The sequence below is a fragment of the Pseudomonas sp. OV546 genome (assembly GCF_900116845.1).
In the GTDB taxonomy this organism is placed as follows: Bacteria; Pseudomonadota; Gammaproteobacteria; order Pseudomonadales; family Pseudomonadaceae; genus Aquipseudomonas; species Aquipseudomonas petroselini.
The window spans coordinates 74,356-91,301 of record NZ_FPCE01000008.1 but is presented as its reverse complement, the minus strand read 5'-3'; the positions used below and the strand labels follow the sequence as shown (position 1 = coordinate 91,301).

16 protein-coding genes and 3 pseudogenes are annotated in these 16,946 nt (G+C 59.8%); 16 read left to right on the top strand and 3 right to left on the bottom strand.

Going from position 1 to position 16,946, the window contains the following annotated elements; translation table 11 throughout:
* Positions 1-2 precede the first annotated feature (2 nt).
* The 9 genes and pseudogenes from BM403_RS19125 to BM403_RS32570 all read left to right on the top strand — a co-directional run.
* Entirely contained in the window at positions 3-1,397 is a 1,395-nt protein-coding gene (locus BM403_RS19125; RefSeq protein ID WP_015886083.1) for an ethanolamine ammonia-lyase subunit EutB, read from the top strand.
* The gene (gene eutC / locus BM403_RS19120) at positions 1,394-2,227 is read left to right on the top strand and encodes an ethanolamine ammonia-lyase subunit EutC (protein WP_064052202.1); all 834 of its coding nucleotides are present in this window, start codon (positions 1,394-1,396) and stop codon (positions 2,225-2,227) included. The genes BM403_RS19125 and eutC overlap by 4 nt, the downstream gene beginning before the upstream one ends.
* 92 nt (positions 2,228-2,319) lie before the next feature.
* On the top strand, positions 2,320-2,778 hold the full coding sequence (locus BM403_RS19115) for a GNAT family N-acetyltransferase (RefSeq protein ID WP_015886085.1): 459 nt from the start codon (positions 2,320-2,322) through the stop codon (positions 2,776-2,778).
* A gap of 309 nt (positions 2,779-3,087) precedes the next feature.
* The gene (locus BM403_RS19110; protein WP_043205963.1) at positions 3,088-3,744 is read left to right on the top strand and encodes a DedA family protein; all 657 of its coding nucleotides are present in this window, start codon (positions 3,088-3,090) and stop codon (positions 3,742-3,744) included.
* Between the two features lie 6 nt (positions 3,745-3,750).
* The gene (locus BM403_RS19105; RefSeq protein ID WP_093544212.1) at positions 3,751-4,566 is read left to right on the top strand and encodes a M90 family metallopeptidase; all 816 of its coding nucleotides are present in this window, start codon (positions 3,751-3,753) and stop codon (positions 4,564-4,566) included.
* A gap of 109 nt (positions 4,567-4,675) precedes the next feature.
* Entirely contained in the window at positions 4,676-5,203 is a 528-nt protein-coding gene (ppa, locus tag BM403_RS19100; protein ID WP_003219382.1) for an inorganic diphosphatase, read from the top strand.
* A gap of 213 nt (positions 5,204-5,416) precedes the next feature.
* Entirely contained in the window at positions 5,417-6,193 is a 777-nt protein-coding gene (locus tag BM403_RS19095) for a LexA family transcriptional regulator (protein ID WP_015886088.1), read from the top strand.
* A gap of 236 nt (positions 6,194-6,429) precedes the next feature.
* Positions 6,430-6,789 carry a DUF4145 domain-containing protein gene (locus BM403_RS32575; RefSeq protein WP_371914028.1) on the top strand — a complete coding sequence of 120 codons (360 nt, stop codon included), beginning with the start codon at positions 6,430-6,432 and terminating at the stop codon, positions 6,787-6,789.
* A gap of 164 nt (positions 6,790-6,953) precedes the next feature.
* A pseudogene (locus tag BM403_RS32570) lies at positions 6,954-7,555 on the top strand (Fic family protein); the annotation flags it as partial.
* Between the two features lie 56 nt (positions 7,556-7,611).
* Here BM403_RS32570 and BM403_RS19075 read toward each other — a convergent pair.
* The gene (locus BM403_RS19075) at positions 7,612-7,848 is read right to left on the bottom strand and encodes a DUF6124 family protein (RefSeq protein WP_043205969.1); all 237 of its coding nucleotides are present in this window, start codon (positions 7,846-7,848) and stop codon (positions 7,612-7,614) included.
* Between the two features lie 451 nt (positions 7,849-8,299).
* Between BM403_RS19075 and ycaC the strand changes: the two genes are divergently transcribed.
* Positions 8,300-8,941 (top strand): isochorismate family cysteine hydrolase YcaC, encoded by a 642-nt coding sequence (gene ycaC / locus BM403_RS19070; protein WP_093544210.1) that lies wholly within the window; start codon positions 8,300-8,302, stop codon positions 8,939-8,941.
* A gap of 50 nt (positions 8,942-8,991) precedes the next feature.
* On the opposite strand, the gene BM403_RS19065 is transcribed toward ycaC, so the two are convergent.
* Together BM403_RS19065 and BM403_RS19060 are read right to left on the bottom strand one after the other, a co-directional pair.
* The gene (locus tag BM403_RS19065; RefSeq protein WP_093544208.1) at positions 8,992-10,311 is read right to left on the bottom strand and encodes a sensor histidine kinase; all 1,320 of its coding nucleotides are present in this window, start codon (positions 10,309-10,311) and stop codon (positions 8,992-8,994) included.
* 179 nt (positions 10,312-10,490) lie between these two features.
* Positions 10,491-11,279 (bottom strand): annotated as a pseudogene (locus BM403_RS19060) (PDDEXK nuclease domain-containing protein).
* Positions 11,280-11,490: 211 nt separating this feature from the next.
* On the opposite strand from BM403_RS19060, the gene BM403_RS19055 reads away from it, so the two are divergent.
* The 6 genes and pseudogenes from BM403_RS19055 (at position 11,491) to dxs (ending at position 16,894) form a co-directional block, all read left to right on the top strand.
* Positions 11,491-12,135, top strand: coding sequence for an NAD(P)H-dependent oxidoreductase (locus BM403_RS19055; protein ID WP_093544206.1), 645 nt, complete (start codon positions 11,491-11,493; stop codon positions 12,133-12,135).
* Positions 12,074-12,454: a MerR family transcriptional regulator gene (locus tag BM403_RS19050; RefSeq protein WP_015886094.1), complete on the top strand. Its 381-nt coding sequence runs from the start codon at positions 12,074-12,076 to the stop codon at positions 12,452-12,454. Before BM403_RS19055 ends, BM403_RS19050 begins: the two co-directional genes overlap by 62 nt.
* A gap of 89 nt (positions 12,455-12,543) precedes the next feature.
* Positions 12,544-13,683 (top strand): annotated as a pseudogene (locus tag BM403_RS19045) (Fic family protein).
* Between the two features lie 75 nt (positions 13,684-13,758).
* The gene (locus BM403_RS19040) at positions 13,759-14,001 is read left to right on the top strand and encodes an exodeoxyribonuclease VII small subunit (protein ID WP_003176346.1); all 243 of its coding nucleotides are present in this window, start codon (positions 13,759-13,761) and stop codon (positions 13,999-14,001) included.
* Positions 13,998-14,885, top strand: coding sequence for a (2E,6E)-farnesyl diphosphate synthase (gene ispA, locus BM403_RS19035; RefSeq protein WP_046035700.1), 888 nt, complete (start codon positions 13,998-14,000; stop codon positions 14,883-14,885). Before BM403_RS19040 ends, ispA begins: the two co-directional genes overlap by 4 nt.
* A 110-nt stretch (positions 14,886-14,995) precedes the next feature.
* Entirely contained in the window at positions 14,996-16,894 is a 1,899-nt protein-coding gene (gene dxs / locus BM403_RS19030; RefSeq protein WP_093544204.1) for a 1-deoxy-D-xylulose-5-phosphate synthase, read from the top strand.
* The last annotated feature ends 52 nt before the right edge of the window (positions 16,895-16,946 follow it).

Below are 16,946 nucleotides of genomic sequence, written 5' to 3'. Positions count from 1 at the left end.
GTATGGCAAGCTTTTCCCACGCGGTGGGTGCTCAAACCTACCGCTTCGACAGCCTCAAGGACGTGATGGCCAAGGCCAGCCCCGCGCGTTCCGGAGACTTTCTCGCCGGCGTGGCCGCACAGAACGACGGTGAGCGGGTGGCAGCGCAGATGGCGTTGGCGAATATCCCGCTGAAACACTTTCTGCAAGAAGTGCTGATCCCCTATGAAAGCGATGAAGTCACCCGCCTGATCATCGACACCCACGATAAACAGGCATTTGCCGCCGTCAGCCACCTGACCGTCGGCGGCCTGCGCGACTGGCTGCTCAGCGACGCGGCCGATGAACACGCCCTACGCGCCTTGGCGCCAGGGCTGACACCGGAAATGGCCGCCGCCGTGTCGAAGATCATGCGCGTCCAGGACCTGGTGTTGGTGGCGCAGAAGATCCGCGTGGTCACGCAATTTCGCGGCACCCTGGGCCTACGCGGACGTTTATCCACACGCCTGCAGCCCAACCACCCGACGGACGAACCGGCAGGCATCGCGGCGAGCATTCTCGACGGCCTGCTGTATGGCAACGGCGACGCCATGATCGGTATCAACCCGGCCACCGACAGCATCGCCTCGATCTGCGCCATGCTGGAAATGCTCGACGCGATCATCCAGCGCTACGAAATCCCGACCCAGGCCTGTGTACTCACCCACGTCACCACGTCCATCGAAGCGATCAACCGTGGCGTGCCGCTGGACCTGGTGTTCCAGTCGATTGCCGGCACGGAGGCGGCCAACGCCAGTTTCGGCATCAGCCTGAGCGTGCTGCAAGAGGGTTACGAAGCGGGTCTGAGCCTCAATCGTGGCACGTTGGGCCAGAACCTGATGTATTTCGAGACCGGCCAGGGCAGCGCCTTGTCGGCCAATGCGCACTTTGGTGTCGACCAGCAAACCTGCGAAACCCGCGCCTATGCGGTGGCCCGGCACTTCAAGCCGTTCCTGGTGAACACCGTGGTGGGCTTTATCGGGCCGGAGTACCTGTACAACGGCAAGCAAATCATCCGCGCCGGCCTTGAAGACCACTTCTGCGGCAAGCTGCTCGGCGTGCCGATGGGCTGCGACATCTGTTACACCAACCACGCCGAAGCCGACCAGGATGACATGGACACCCTGCTGACCTTGCTGGGCGTGGCCGGGATCAACTTCATCATGGGCATTCCCGGCTCCGACGACATCATGCTCAACTACCAGACCACCTCGTTCCACGACGCCTTGTACGCCCGCCAGACCTTGGGGTTGAAGCCGGCGCCGGAGTTTGAGCAGTGGTTGGCGAAAATGGGCATCTTCACGCAAGCCGACGGCAAGGTGCACTTCGGCAACAGCCTGCCACCGGCGTTTCGCCAAGCCTTGGCGCAATTGGGATGAAGGAGCCGCCTGTGCAACTCGACCTGCCTGATAACCCCTGGCTGGAACTGCGCCGCCTGACGCCAGCCCGTATCGCCCTGGGCCGCACCGGCACCAGTATCCCCACCAACGCGCAGCTGGATTTTCAGTTCGCCCACGCTCAGGCGCGGGACGCGGTGCATTTACCTTTCGACCATGCAGGCCTCAGCAGCCAATTGGCCGAACGCGGCCGCGACAGCCTGCTGCTGCACAGCGCTGCTGCCGACCGGCACAGCTACCTGCAACGCCCGGACCTGGGGCGGCGCCTCAGCGATGAATCGGCCCAGGCCTTGCGTGACCACGCCTCAGCCAATCCCGGCGGCGTGGACTTGGCAGTGGTCGTGGCCGATGGTTTATCGGCACTGGCCGTGCATAAACATACCTTGCCGTTTCTGACGCGCATGGAGGAACAAACCCACGCTGAAGGGTGGTCCTTGTCACCGGTGATCCTGGTGGAACAAGGCCGCGTGGCAGTGGCGGATGAAATCGGGCAATTGCTCGGTGCCAAGATGGTGGTGATCCTGATCGGCGAGCGGCCTGGGCTCAGTTCGCCGGACAGCCTGGGCCTGTATTTCACCTACAACCCCAAGGTCGGCCTTACTGATGCCTATCGCAATTGCATCTCCAACGTACGCCTGGAAGGCTTGAGCTACGGCATGGCGGCCCACCGCCTGCTTTACTTGATGCGAGAGGCGTGTCGACGGCAACTGTCGGGGGTCAATCTCAAGGACGAGGCGCAGGTCCAGACCCTCGAATCCGATGATCCTGACCTGATGAAAGGCAATTTCCTGCTCAGTTCACCGGATGACTGATTGCGGCACGATTGCGCTTTTTCGTGCCTTTAGGCAGCATCGAGTCACGGCCGCTCGTGTGGTCATACCCCATTTGGAAGTTGAGGCCTGGCATGCGGATTACTCAAGCGACCCTGGAACACCTGGACCTGTTGACCCCGCTGTTCGTCAAATACCGTGAGTTCTACGGCGCCTTGCCCTTCCCGGACTCATCGCGGGGCTTTCTGGAAAAACGCCTGCGCCGCAAGGAGTCGGTGATTTACCTGGCCCTGGCCGATGATGACGACAAGAAGTTGCTGGGCTTTTGCCAGCTGTACCCAAGCTTTTCGTCGTTGTCGCTCAAGCGGGTGTGGATCCTCAATGACATCTATGTGGCGGAGGATGCTCGCCGGCAACTGGTGGCGGATAACCTGATGCGCACGGCGAAGAAGATGGCCAAGGAAACCCACGCGGTACGGCTGCGGGTGTCGACCAGCAGTGACAACGAAGTGGCGCAGAAGACCTATGAGTCGATCGGGTTTCGCGAAGACACTGAATTCAAGAACTACACGCTGCCGATCAGTGAGGATTGATCGCGGCAGCCCAAACACCTCAAACCTCATGTGGGAGGGGGCTTGCCCCCGATAGCAGTGTGTCAGTCAGCCAATTTGTAACTGGCACTGCCTCATCGGGGGACAGCCCCCTCCCACATTTAGCCCTGCAGCGCTTGCAAGCCCGAGTACCACGACATCCCCCGCTACAAAACCAACACGCTTTTCACGACTCAATCCGTATAATGCGGACCTTTCAGGGTTGTAAGAAATGCGGCATACACTTGTAGCCTTATTACCCGAGCTTCCGCACAGGCCTGCTGAGCCGGGCCATTCACACAGGTGCCATCCATGGATTTCAACCCGCTCGACCTTATCCTGCATCTCGATGTGTACCTCGACCTGCTGGTAACCAATTACGGTCCGTGGATCTACGCCATTCTGTTTCTGGTCATTTTTTGCGAAACCGGCCTGGTGGTCATGCCGTTCCTGCCGGGTGATTCGTTGCTGTTCATCGCCGGCGCCGTGGCGGCAGGTGGCGGCATGGACCCGGTCCTGCTCGGCGGCTTGTTGATGCTGGCGGCGATCCTGGGCGACAGTACCAACTACGTGATCGGGCGAACGCTGGGCGAACGCTTGTTCAACAACCCGAACTCGAAAATCTTCCGTCGCGACTACCTGCAAAAAACCCACGATTTCTACGACAAGCACGGCGGCAAAACCGTGACGTTGGCGCGCTTCCTGCCGATCCTGCGCACCTTTGCACCGTTCGTTGCCGGTATCGCGAAAATGCCCTACGCGCGGTTCTTCGGGTTCAGCGTGCTCGGCACCATTCTGTGGGTCGGCGGCCTGGTGACCCTGGGCTACTTCTTCGGCAACGTACCGTTTATCAAGAAAAACCTGTCGTTGCTGGTGGTGTTCATCATCCTGCTGTCGCTGGTGCCGATGATTATTGGCGTGTTCCGCAGCCGTTTTGGCCGCGCGTCCTCCGAAGCCAAGCCGCAGTAACCTGCGATGTGGTCCCTCAGCGCCTGGCGTCGCCGGCGCTTGCTGGCCAAGCACCCGATTGCCGAGGACACCTGGCAACGGGTGCGCCACCACCTGACCTTCCTTGACGGCATCAGCCCCGAGCAGGACCAGTGGCTGCGCGAAGCCTGCGTGGTGTTCCTCGCCGAAAAGCACCTGACCGCCCTGCCCGGCGTTGAGCTGCACCAGGAACAACGCCTGCTGCTCGCCGCCCAGGCGCAACTGCCGCTGATGAACCTCGGCGACCTTGACTGGTACCAGGGCTTTCACGAAATCGTGCTGTACCCCGACGACTTCGTCAGCCCCCAGCGCCATCGCGACAGCAGCGGCATCGAGCACGAATGGGACGGCGAACACAGCGGCGAAGCCTGGCAACAAGGCCCGGTGATCCTCGCCTGGCCTGGCGTGCTCGCCAGCGGCAACTGGGAAGGCTACAACCTGGTCATCCACGAACTGGCGCACAAGCTCGACATGCTCAACGGCGACGCCAACGGCCTGCCGCCGCTGCACAACGACATGCGCGTGCAGGAATGGGCCAGCGTGATGCAAAGCGCCTACGACGACCTCAATCGCCAGTTGGACGACAACCCGGACGCTGAAACTGAGATCGACCCCTACGCCGCTGAAAACCCGGCGGAATTCTTTGCCGTCACCAGCGAGTATTTTTTCAGCGCCCCGGATTTACTGGTCAGTTGTTATCCACAGGTGTACGCCCAACTGAGCCGCTTTTATCGCCAGGATCCCCTGGCCCGCCTTACTCGACTGCAAGCCGACGACCCGCGTTATCAGTCGCAGGGCGAATGACCGTACGACGTCTGGCGCATGGCATCGGCGGCGGAATGTGCCTATAATCGCCGCCACTTTTAGGCCAATCCGGCCAAGTTTCTTGGCCAACTAACGGGGGCAACGCCCAATGAGCTACAGCAAGATTCCGGCTGGCAAAGACCTGCCGAACGACATCTACGTCGCCATCGAGATTCCGGCCAACCACGCGCCGATCAAATACGAAATCGACAAAGACAGCGACTGCCTGTTCGTTGACCGTTTCATGGCCACCCCGATGTTCTACCCGGCCAACTACGGTTTTATCCCTAACACCCTGGCTGACGACGGTGACCCCCTCGACGTGCTGGTCGTAACCCCTTATCCGGTTACTCCAGGCTCGGTTATCCGCGCACGCCCAGTGGGCATCCTGAACATGACCGACGACGGCGGCGGCGATGCCAAAGTGATCGCGGTTCCTCACGACAAGCTGTCCCAGCTGTACGTCGACGTGAAGGAATACACCGACCTGCCGCCACTGCTGCTGGAACAGATCAAGCACTTCTTCGAGAACTACAAAGACCTCGAAAAAGGCAAATGGGTGAAGATCGACGGTTGGGGCAACGCAGACGCCGCCCGCGCCGAGATCCTGAAGTCGGTTGCTGCCTACAAAGGCTGATACCGGTTCCTCATTGCTTCGGCAATTGAAAAAGCCCCGATCATTCGGGGCTTTTTTGTGGGAAACGCTAAACGACAAGTTCAATGTTTTATAAACACTGTTTAACTTCATTCAAAATCCGAAGTATCAAGCTAGAACTAAGCAAAGACCTACAACCGCAACTCAACGCATGGTTTATTTGATCTGTATTCCCGGCCAGTAAACTCTGCGTTTATGAATACATCAGGTGATCGTTTAAAAGCGCTACTGCGGGAAGTTCATCTTTCCGCCTCCGACTTCGCCAAAAACCGTGGTGTCACGCCTCAACACGTGAACAACTGGTTCAAGCGCGGTGTACCCATGGGTCGACTCAACGAGATCGCAGAACTGCTGTGCATCTCCAGCCGTTGGCTGCGCACCGGCGAAGGCCCCAAACACCCACCGGCCAACTTCCTGCTGGAAGGCCCGGACACCCGAAAAGGACTGCCCACCACCCGCGAAGGAAGCGGCAAATACCTCACAGGCCCCGCCTGTCTCCCGGAAAAAATCGACGTGGAGATCGACCTCCACCCTTCATTCACCTCAACTGAGCGCATCCGCGTCTCCCTGCACACCCTCCAGACCCTCACCGTAAACCCCGACCGCGCCCTGGGCGCCTACATGGTCGACAACAGCATGATCGACATCATCCAACAAGGCGCCACCCTCGCCATCGACCGAGGCCGCACCCAAATCATCGACGGCGAGATTTACGCCGTAGAACACGACGGCATGCTGCGCATCAAATACCTCTACAACCGACCCGGTGGCGGCTTGCGCATGCGCAGCCACAATGCTGGCGAGCATCCCGACGAGTACCTGACTCATGAGCAACGTTTTGAGCAGAACGTCGAGATCCTGGGCTGGGTATTCTGGTGGTCCACACTGAACAACCGTCGCCCGCCCGTGCCGCTGGATGAGCATTTAATCGGCTGGGAAGGCTCTAAATCGGATCCGGAGGTGGGCATTTGAAATGAATGTGGGTATTATGCGCCGCACATTTGGCAGGGGGTGGATTGACGCTATCCACCCTGCTCGGCGAAGCGGAGGAGTTCCCGCGGATGCCCCTACTATTCAGCCAGACGCGATGTGGGCTGAGCGATTTGAAGGCTGGTGAGGCTTGTCAAAAACAAGCTGAAGCAGTCCCCGAGAAGCCGGCCACAAGCCGGCTTTTTAATGCCTGAAGAATTTCGTATCTCGGCGAAACCTTGGTCCAAGACCTGGCTAGCCACGCCGGTATCGAATTTGACGCCCACACTACTCAGACTGATCTACTGCGCAAGCTCAGTCGCGAGATCCAACTGGATCAGAGTATTCACAGTTTGCTCCATACCCTGCGCGTCGAGGGAAACAGAGCAACGCACGGCTTCCGCCCCCAACATCGTGAAGCAATGGATGGGCTAAAGATCGGTCGCGCATTGGCTATCGGGTATCACCAGTCGTTCGGTAGGAGGGTTAATCTTTCAAATCCAAGCGCTGGGCCAACACCGTACACCCGCCCGATAATCAACAGCAAAAGCCGACTCATCCCAAAAGTAGTCACCCATCGCGTTGTAGATTTCTGGTGATAGGCCCTGATAACCATGCCACGTCAGATCCCAGCCCTCATCATCCAGTTGGTCAGCAGCATCGATTAAAAGGCGCTTACTTTTCCGACACCTATGAGAGCGCTGCAAGCTGGTAGATCCTCAACATGTCGTTGACAGCGACACAAGCACGAAACATGTCGCAAAAATCCAAAAAAAACGACACGTTCCACACGAGTGCTTACACTGACGACTTGCTCTTCCAGCACGCTCAGGATGGCGCCAACCACGCAGACCCGGCGACCAAAGAGGCGTTGCGTTACCGCAAAACTCTGCATAACGGTTACCAATCGTTGGCTGAGCGACCACTATCCACCTGAGTCATTTCATCATTGCGCATAGAGCCGATTACTACCGACTACTACTTGATGTCACTCGCGAACAAGCCTGGGAGCCCTGGCTGCTGTACATGCTCACCGCCGTGGAAGAAACCGCTCGATGGACCACCGCCAAAATTGCGGCCATTCGCAGCCTATCCGAGCACACCGGCCAGTTTGTGCGTGAGCGCCTGCCAAAAACCTATTCCCGCGAATTAGTGGATGTGATTTTTGAACAGCCCTACTGCCGCATCAGCAACGTCGTCGACAAGCAGATCGCTCAACGCCAGGCCGCCTCTCGCTACCTCAAAGAATTGGTCTTTATTGGCGTTTTAGAAGAGGTTCAGATCGGCAAGGAAAAGCTCTTCATTCATCCCAAGCTGATGCAGCTACTGATTCGCGACAGCAACGACTTCAGGCTATACGCCTGAGCTGCACTTAAAGATCGAATCGCCTGAACGTTGAAGGCTGAACAGGCGAAGTTGTCTTACTTAGGCTGCATACACTCCACAGCCCGATCCGCCACCATCTTCGCCATCTCCACCAAATGCATCACAGCCCTCTGCGGCGCAGCCAGCGGTTGCCCAAGCACCTGCGACGTAGCCACCGCACACTGCAGCAACTCCGCTACACGCACCCAGGCATCCTCGAAGCTCAGCTCTTCATTGACGGTAAATGGGTTGGTCGCTGCCGATGACGGCGAATCTGAAAAAAACTTATCCATAACAAAACCTCTAGCGGTAGGTGATTACCACCGTCCTTTCGCGACTAAACGAGCAGAGGTGGCGGCTGTACGCAGGTTAGTCGACCGGCCGCTAGGCACCGGCGCACCCGAAGGTGCCCTGCGCACAGCCACCATAAAGTGCAGGTAAGAAAACACCTGTCTTTTAGATGGCGCGTGCGCCTAGCGAAGTCCGGGCGACTAAACCCGATCACTGAATAGGCAGTGACAAACCGCAGCCTAGTCGCGGGATTTTGCTGGCGCAAGCGGCTGGGATTCTCTAGGAAACGTCCTGCAAATGAAAGGGATCGGTACTGCTGGCCATGCAAGCATTGTCTCCTATGAGTTGACTGTATTACCTATTTCACCCGATTTATCCCTCGCCACCCACCCATTAATCTATGCCCATGTTGAACGCAACGCCCTTCCCTACTTAAACAAAAAGGATTCAACCATGAGCACTGCAACCTACAACCGCTTGAACAAAGACGACGCCATCGTTCTGCTGGTCGACCACCAAACCGGCCTGATCTCCCTGGTCCAGGACTTCTCGCCCAACGAGTTCAAGAACAACGTGCTCGCCCTGGCCGACCTGGCCAAGTTCTTCAACCTGCCGACGATCCTCACTACCAGCTTCGAGCAAGGCCCCAACGGCCCGCTGGTACCGGAGCTGAAAGAGATGTTCCCGGATGCGCCGTACATCGCGCGCCCTGGTCAGATCAATGCGTGGGACAACGAAGACTTCGTCAAGGCGATCAAGGCCACCGGCCGCAAGCAGATCATCATTGCCGGTGTGGTCACGGATGTGTGCGTAGCGTTCCCGACATTGTCGGCGCTGGCGGAGGGGTTTGAGGGGTTTGAGGTGTTTGTGGTGACCGACGCGTCGGGCACCTTCAACACCACGGTGCAGCAGGCGGCGTGGAGCCGGATGACGCAAGCCGGTGCGCAGTTGATGAACTGGTTTTCGGTAGCGTGTGAGTTGCAGGGCGACTGGCGCAACGATATCGAAGGCCTGGGGAATCTGTTGTCGCAACGTATTCCCAACTATCGCAACTTGATGAATGGCTATTCGGCGTTGACGGCTCGCAAGGGCTAAGCAAACCGCTGCGTACCAAAGCCTGCCCTTAAAAGCAGGCTTTCGGCGTTTCAGCCGACGGGCAGGTTGGCGTCGATACGGCCAAGGGCCCGCAGATAGAGGTTCATCGTGGTGCCGGCGCCTGGGGCGGTTTGCACTTTGACCGTGCCTCCCGCGCGTTGGGCGAACTCCAATACCTGGGACAACCCAAGGCCGGTGCCTTTGCCCGCGCATTTGGTGGTGAAGAACGGCTCGAAGACCTGGGCAGCCAGTTCCTCGTGCATACCGGGGCCGTTGTCGGTGATGCTGAGCAGCAGGTAATTACCCGCAGCCAGCGCTTCGTCCTGCTCGACGCTGACCAGCCGTGAGCGGATGTGCACGCGGCCATTGCCGCCCAGGGCATCGCGCGCGTTGGCCAGCAGGTTGATCACCGCAGCGCTCAACTGTGCCTCTTCGCACAACACACCGGTGCCGGCAGCCGCCAGGTCGAGGGAGAGTTCGACCCCGTCCGAGACCGTCCGCAGCAACACATCACGCATGCTTTCAAGGCGCTCATTGACGTCGATGCACATCAAGTTGGGGCTGTCGTGACGCACGCTGGTCAGCAGGTGATTGACCAGCAAACGGCCTTGATCCACCGCTTGCAGGCCGGCATCGCTGAAGCGCTCGACGTCGTCCGGGCGGCGCGCGCGCAATCGCACCATCTGCAAGCTGGCACTCAACGCTTGCAGGAGGTTGTTGAAGTCGTGGGCGATGCTGGCCGCCACCATGCCAAGCGACGAAACCCGCTTGGCATGGTGCATGAACTGTTCGGCCTGGCGCCCCAGCGCCTGCGCTTGAGCAAGTTCGTGTTCGAGGTGCCGGGCACGCAATTCCCGCTGTTCACTGAGCAGACGCAGTTGCAGCAACGAGGCGGTTTGCCGGGCCAGCGCCAACAAGGCATTGTGTTGCGCGACCGTCAGCGTGCGGGCCCGGGTATCGATGACACAGACCGTGCCCAGTGCAAAACCACGATCATCGCGAATCGGTGCGCCCGCGTAAAAGCGGATATACGGCGGCCCCAACACCAGCGCGCTGTGTTCGAAACGCGCGTCCAGGGCGGCGTCCTCGACCACCAGCACCTCATCGGGAGACAGGATGGCGTGCGCGCAAAACGCCAGGTCGCGGTGCGTCTCACGAACGTCGAGGCCGATACAAGCCTTGAACCACTGGCGCTCCTTGTCCACCAGCGATACCAACGCAATCGGTACGTCGCACAGGTTGGTTGCCAGCAACACAATGTCATCAAAACCAGGTTCAGGCGCGCTGTCTAGGATGCCCAGAGATTCCAGGGACCAGAGGCGCTCCTGCTCGTTGGCGGGGAGCGGGGCAGGAAGATGAGGCATCTGCATACGTCGCGGTCGGGTCCAGGGAAAAGAATGATGCTCGGCGAAGCACGGCGCAGCAAGGTAAATGAAGAGAACCTTATTTCCGTGCCTCAGTCAGGCAGCCTTCGAGGGTTGGTTGTGTTTTTTGGGCGCTCCGGCGGTAAACGGTGTGAATGAAGCCGTTGCTTAGAAGCACTGAGCGATTATTCGTTCCCAGCCTGGGTGGGTGACTCTTTCTCTTGGACGGGAGCACCGTCACCGGCCAACTCACGCTCGATCTGTTCAATAGTAGGCAGGCTGGTTTGCAGTTCTGCCGGCAACGACACAAAGGCAAAGCCCGCACCCAGCTCCAACAGAAAATCGGTGACGTGCTTGATCAAGGCGCTCTCGATATCACGCTCATGCGCATCCGCAGTCAGGCTGAGAAAATCAAAGCGATAAGGATCTTTGAGGGACTCGCGCGCCAGATCGGATTGAGGCTTGGGCAGATGGCTCTAAAAATTGCTCACGCCATTGCCGCTGCGCTCCAGCAGGCGGGCCTCAATCTGGATGACCAGCACATTGCGCGACCAGTTGTGCTTGATTGCCTGGGAGGTATACCAGCGGCGGGTTTCGGGACCGGGGAGTTTGTCCAGCAGGACTAAATTATGCCCCCAGGGCAATTGTGCAGCAGCTTGTTGCACAAACTCCACATCTGGCCAAGCCTCCGCAAAAGCGCGCATGTACTTGAGATTACGCGGTGAAAACCCCCTCATCTCCGGGAAGTCGGCCCGCAGATCCTGCGCAAGGCGCTCAATGACCTTGGCGCCCCAGCCCTGCTTCGCCTGGCGGGTCAGGATATCGTTGCCGATCTGCCAGTAAAGCAGCACCAACTCGCGGTTTACCGCCAGCGTAGCGCGCTGCTGAGCGGTATGAATGCGACTTTTGAGATCGACCAGCCAATCGTGGTAACCCTCGGGGGCCGTGGTCACGCCAATCGATCGCTCTTTCATGCCTGGCTCACTCTCGTATTAGCAACGGGAGGAAGCCTAGCCAGGGGATTTTGCTCTCACAAGCGCTGGAGCCCGCATCAGGAAGGCGCTTGCGAAGGACTCGGAATCGTCCTACTGGCGATTAAAAATCGTCCCCTCTCGGCGTCAAATCTTGACTCTCCCCTATACGGCAGCCCCTACCCTGAGCCTCTTTTTTTCCAGGACACTCTCCGTGGCTCATCGCACCCTGCTCATCCTCGGCCACCCCTCTAGCACCAGTTTCTGTTCGGCCCTCGCAGACACCTACACCCAATCGGCGAAAAACGCCGGCCATGAGGTACGTGTGCTACGCCTGGGTGAACTCGTTTTCGACCCGGTGCTTCAAAACGGCTACAGCGACATTCAAGCCTTGGAGCCCGATTTGCTCAGCGCCCAGTCCGACATCCTCTGGGCGACTCATCTGGTATTTGTTTTTCCGATCTGGTGGGGCGGTATCCCGGCGTTGATGAAGGGTTTCCTCGACCGCATCTTCCTGCCCGGTTTTGCCTTCAAATACCGAGCGGGCAAGGCATTCCCTGACAAACTGCTGCAAGGACGCACCGCGCACTTGTTAGTGACCCTGGACACGCCCCCGTGGTATTACCGCTGGGTCTATCGCATGCCGGGCATTCACCAGATGCGTGCGACTACGCTGGCGTTTTGCGGCATCAAGCCAATCAAGACCTTGATGTTCGGGCCGATACTGGGGTCTACACCGGCGCATCGGGCGAAGTGGCTGAAGCAGGCCGGCGGACTATTTGAAAAAGGGAGTTTTCATGTACATCGGCAAAGCCGCGCAGTTGGCGGGCACCACCATCAAGGCGATTCGTCACTATGAGGCGATCGGCCTGTTGCCGCCGCCGCAGCGCCAGGGTCAATACCGGGTGTATTCGGAGCAAAGCGTTGAGCTGCTGATGTTTATCAAGTGCGCGCAGCAATTGGGGTTCAAGCTCAAGGAGTTGCAGGAGATTCTTGCAGGCCACGTAGGCGATGTATTGCCCTGGGAGCGGGCGGATCAGGCAATCGCCGAGAAGAAACACGAATTGGCCACTCAGATTGCAGCACTGCAAAAGACGCAGGCAGGATTGCTTGCGTTCGAAGCCCAGCTAAAGGATGCAGAAGGCCGCTGCGCTCAACCGGCCACAACATCTGCCTGAGTGGAAGATGAGCCGAATAGGAGGCACAATCGGCTCATTACATGAGCCGAATAACGTTTTTATTCGGCTCACGCAACCAGGTACCTCCCATGGACCACCCGTTCTGGATCTGGCAACACCCCGACTGGCCGCACTTCCATTGACAACCAGGACGCTTGGCGGCCTTGCTACGTGAGTGCGGGCAAGCGCAAGGCAAGCTGCTGGGCATGCTCGGCACCGTCAGCCAGGCGGTTAACGCGCACAACAAGCTGGATGCGTTGCTGCAAAACATCCTGACCTCTTCGGCCATCGAGGGGGAACAGTTGAATGTGGGCTCGGTGCGCTCATCACTGGCACGGCGCCTGGGCCTGGAGCCGTTGAAGGACGCCAGCGTCAGCCGTCGCAGTGAAGGCTTGGCCGATCTTATGATGGACGCCACCGAGCAATACGCCCAGCCCTTTACCCTCGCCCGTCTTTTGAATTGGCATCATTGGCTGTTTCCAGCACCGGAAGCGGGTTATGCCGCACGTGCACTGAATGTTGGAGCATTGCGTGGCGATGAGCCGATGCAGGTGGTGTCGGGGCGGCTTGATCGGCCCATGGTGCAGTTCGAGGCACCGCCGCGCAAAGGCCTGGAGCAAGCGCTGGAAGACTTCCTCGAGTGGTTCGAAACCAGCCGGAATCAACCGGAACTGGACCCGCTGGTCCGCGCCGGCGTGGCGCATTTCTGGTTTGTCACGCTACACCCTTTCGATGACGGTAATGGTCGACTGACACGCACCATCACCGACTTGGCGTTGGCCCAGGGCGAACACCAGGCCATCCGCTTTTACGCCATGTCGGCCCGCATTCTTGAGGACCGCGCAGGCTATTACAAAGCGTTGGAGTCCAGCCAAAAAGCCACGCTGGATATTACCGACTGGCTGGAATGGTTCCTCAAGACCCTGCTGCGCAGCCTGCAGCAAGCCATGGTGCGGATTGACCGGGTATTGGACAAAAGCCGGTTCTGGCAGCAGCACCGCGACCTCGCGTTGTCTGCCGAACAGATCAAGGTGCTCAACCGCCTGCTCGATGGCGGTGAAAAGGGTTTTGAGCACGGTGTCAGCGCGGCGCAGTACCAAGCAGTGGCAAAGGTGTCCAAGGCCACGGCGACGCGGCATCTGGCTGATTTGCTGGAAAAGAACTGCCTGGTCCGACTCCCCGGAGGCGGCCGCAGCACGCGGTATCAAGTCAATACAGCGAACAGGTGACACCCCCACTCATTTGCCCAGAATCCCCATGTCTGCTAGTGTCGCGCCGGTTTACCGTCTACCGGAATAGCCGCCATGGCCCGCAAAAAAGTTGCACTCGATTTCGAACAATCCCTCGCCGACCTGCAAACCCTGGTCGAGCGTCTGGAGAACGGTGAGTTGTCGCTGGAAGACTCGTTGACCGCGTTTGAGCAAGGCATCGGCCTGACCCGTGACTGCCAGAGCGCGCTCGCGCAGGCGGAGCAGAAGGTGCAAGTACTGCTGGAACGTGACGGGGAGTTGGCCGAAGAACCTTTCGATGCGGAACAGCCCGAATGATCGACGCGTATCAGGCCAGTAGCCAAGCCCGGGTCAATGCGGCATTGGAACCCTTGTTTGTTGCGCCAAGCCCGGAAATGAAGCGCCTCTATGAGGCCATGCGCTACAGCGTGATGAATGGCGGCAAGCGTGTGCGCCCGTTGCTGGCGTATGCGGCCTGTGAAGCACTCGGTGCGCCGGCCGAACAGGCGAACGGCGCGGCCTGCGCGGTCGAGCTGATTCACGCCTACTCCCTGGTGCATGACGATTTGCCGGCGATGGACGACGACGATTTGCGGCGCGGCCAGCCCACCACCCACAAAGCCTTCGATGAAGCGTATGCGATCCTGGCCGGTGACGGTTTGCAGAGCCTGGCGTTCAGCGCGTTGCTGGACCCGGCGCTGAGCAGCGTCAATGCCGAGCTCCGCCTGCGCATGGTGACCGCACTCGCACACGCTGCGGGCCCGGCAGGCATGGTGGGCGGGCAGGCGATCGACATGGGTTCGGTCAGCCTCAAGCTGGACCAGCAAGCCCTCGAACACATGCACCGCCACAAGACCGGCGCCTTGATCGAAGCCGCCGTGCACTTGGGCGCGCTGGCCAGCGGGCGTGCTGAAGCGCCTCAATTGGCGGCGCTGAAGACCTACGCGCTGGCCATCGGCCTGGCGTTCCAGGTGCAGGACGACATTCTTGACGTAGAAAGTGACACCGCAACCCTGGGCAAACGCCAGGGCGCCGATATCGCACGGGACAAACCGACTTACCCTGCGCTGCTCGGGCTTGCTGCGGCCAAAGCCTATGCCTTGGAGCTGCGTGACCAGGCCCTGGACGCCCTGCGACCATTCGACGCGGCGGCCGAGCCACTGCGTGACCTGGCGCGGTATATCGTCGAACGCCGCCACTGACACGCGCGGCCTTTACGGCCGCATATCGGCCAAGTTCGGCGCTCTGCGTGGGCAGTTTGCGATGCTTGAGGTAAACTGCCGCCTCTTCTATACCTATAACGATTCGCCTGATGCCCACGACGTTTCAAGAGATTCCCCGCAAGCGCCCGTCCACGCCCCTGCTTGACCGTGCTGTCACGCCGGTCGGCCTGCGTCGACTGGGTGAAGCCGAGCTGGAAACCCTGGCCGATGAGTTGCGCCTGGAATTGCTCTACACGGTCGGCCAGACCGGTGGGCATTTTGGTGCCGGCCTGGGCGTCATCGAGCTGACCATCGCCCTGCATTACGTGTTCGACACCCCGGATGACCGGCTGGTGTGGGACGTGGGCCATCAGGCGTATCCGCACAAAATCCTCACGGGCCGCCGCGAGCAAATGGGCACCCTGCGCCAGAAGGACGGCATTGCCGCCTTCCCGCGCCGCGCCGAGAGCGAATACGACACCTTTGGCGTCGGCCACTCCAGCACCTCCATCAGTGCAGCGCTGGGCATGGCGATTGCCGCCCGCCTGCAGGGCAGCGATCGCAAGGCGATTGCCGTGATTGGTGACGGCGCGCTGACCGCCGGCATGGCCTTCGAAGCGCTGAACCATGCGCCGGAAGTGGACGCCAACATGCTGGTGATCCTCAACGACAACGACATGTCGATCTCGCGCAATGTCGGCGGCCTGTCCAATTACCTGGCAAAAATCCTCTCCAGCCGCACGTATGCAAGCATGCGTGAAGGCAGTAAGAAGGTGCTCTCGCGTCTGCCAGGCGCATGGGAAATTGCCCGGCGCACCGAAGAATATGCCAAGGGCATGCTGGTCCCGGGCACCCTGTTCGAAGAGTTGGGTTGGAACTACATCGGCCCGATCGACGGCCATGACTTGCCCACCCTGATCGCCACGCTGCGCAACATGCGTGACCTCAAGGGCCCGCAATTCCTGCATATCGTCACCAAAAAAGGCAAAGGCTTCGCCCCGGCGGAGGTCGATCCGATTGGTTACCACGCAATCACCAAGCTCGACCCACTGAACGCTCCCGCCGCTGCGCCGAAAAAGGCCAGCGGGCCGAAGTATTCCGGTGTGTTCGGCGAATGGCTGTGTGACATGGCCGCTGCCGACCCACGCCTGGTAGGCATTACCCCGGCGATGAAGGAAGGCTCCGACCTGGTGGCGTTCAGCGAGCGTTTCCCGCTGCGCTACTTCGACGTCGCGATTGCCGAGCAGCACGCGGTGACCTTTGCCGCCGGCATGGCCTGTGAAGGCGCCAAGCCGGTGGTGGCGATCTACTCGACGTTCCTGCAACGCGGTTACGACCAGTTGGTGCATGACGTCGCGGTGCAGAACCTCGACGTACTGTTCGCCATCGACCGCGCCGGCCTGGTGGGCGAAGACGGCCCGACTCACGCTGGCAGCTTCGACCTGTCCTACCTGCGCTGCATCCCCGGCATGCTGGTGATGACGCCGAGCGACGAGAACGAACTGCGCAAGATGCTCAGCACCGGCCACTTGTACAACGGCCCCGCCGCCGTGCGCTACCCGCGTGGCAATGGCCCGAATGCCGTGATCGAGAAGGACCTGGAGCCTATCGAGATCGGCAAGGGCATCGTGCGTCGCCAAGGCAGCAAGACCGCGTTCCTGGTGTTCGGCGTGCAATTGGCCGAAGCACTGAAGGTGGCCGAGAAGATCGACGCCACCGTGGTCGACATGCGCTTCGTCAAACCCCTGGATGAGGCCTTGGTGCGCGAGATCGCCGGCAGCCATGAACTGCTGGTGACCGTCGAAGAAAACGCAATCATGGCCGGCGCGGGTGCGGCGGTCAGCGAGTTCCTGGCGCGGGAGAACATCCTCAAGTCCGTGCTGCACCTGGGCTTGCCGGATGTGTATGTCGAACACGCCAAGCCGGCGCAGATGCTGGCGGAGTGTGGCTTGGATGAAGCGGGCATTGAAGCCTCAGTACGCGAACGCATGACACTGCTGGCGCTGTAGAAACCGGCTCAACAGGTGGGAGGGGCTTGCCCTCTCCCACATGGGTTATGTA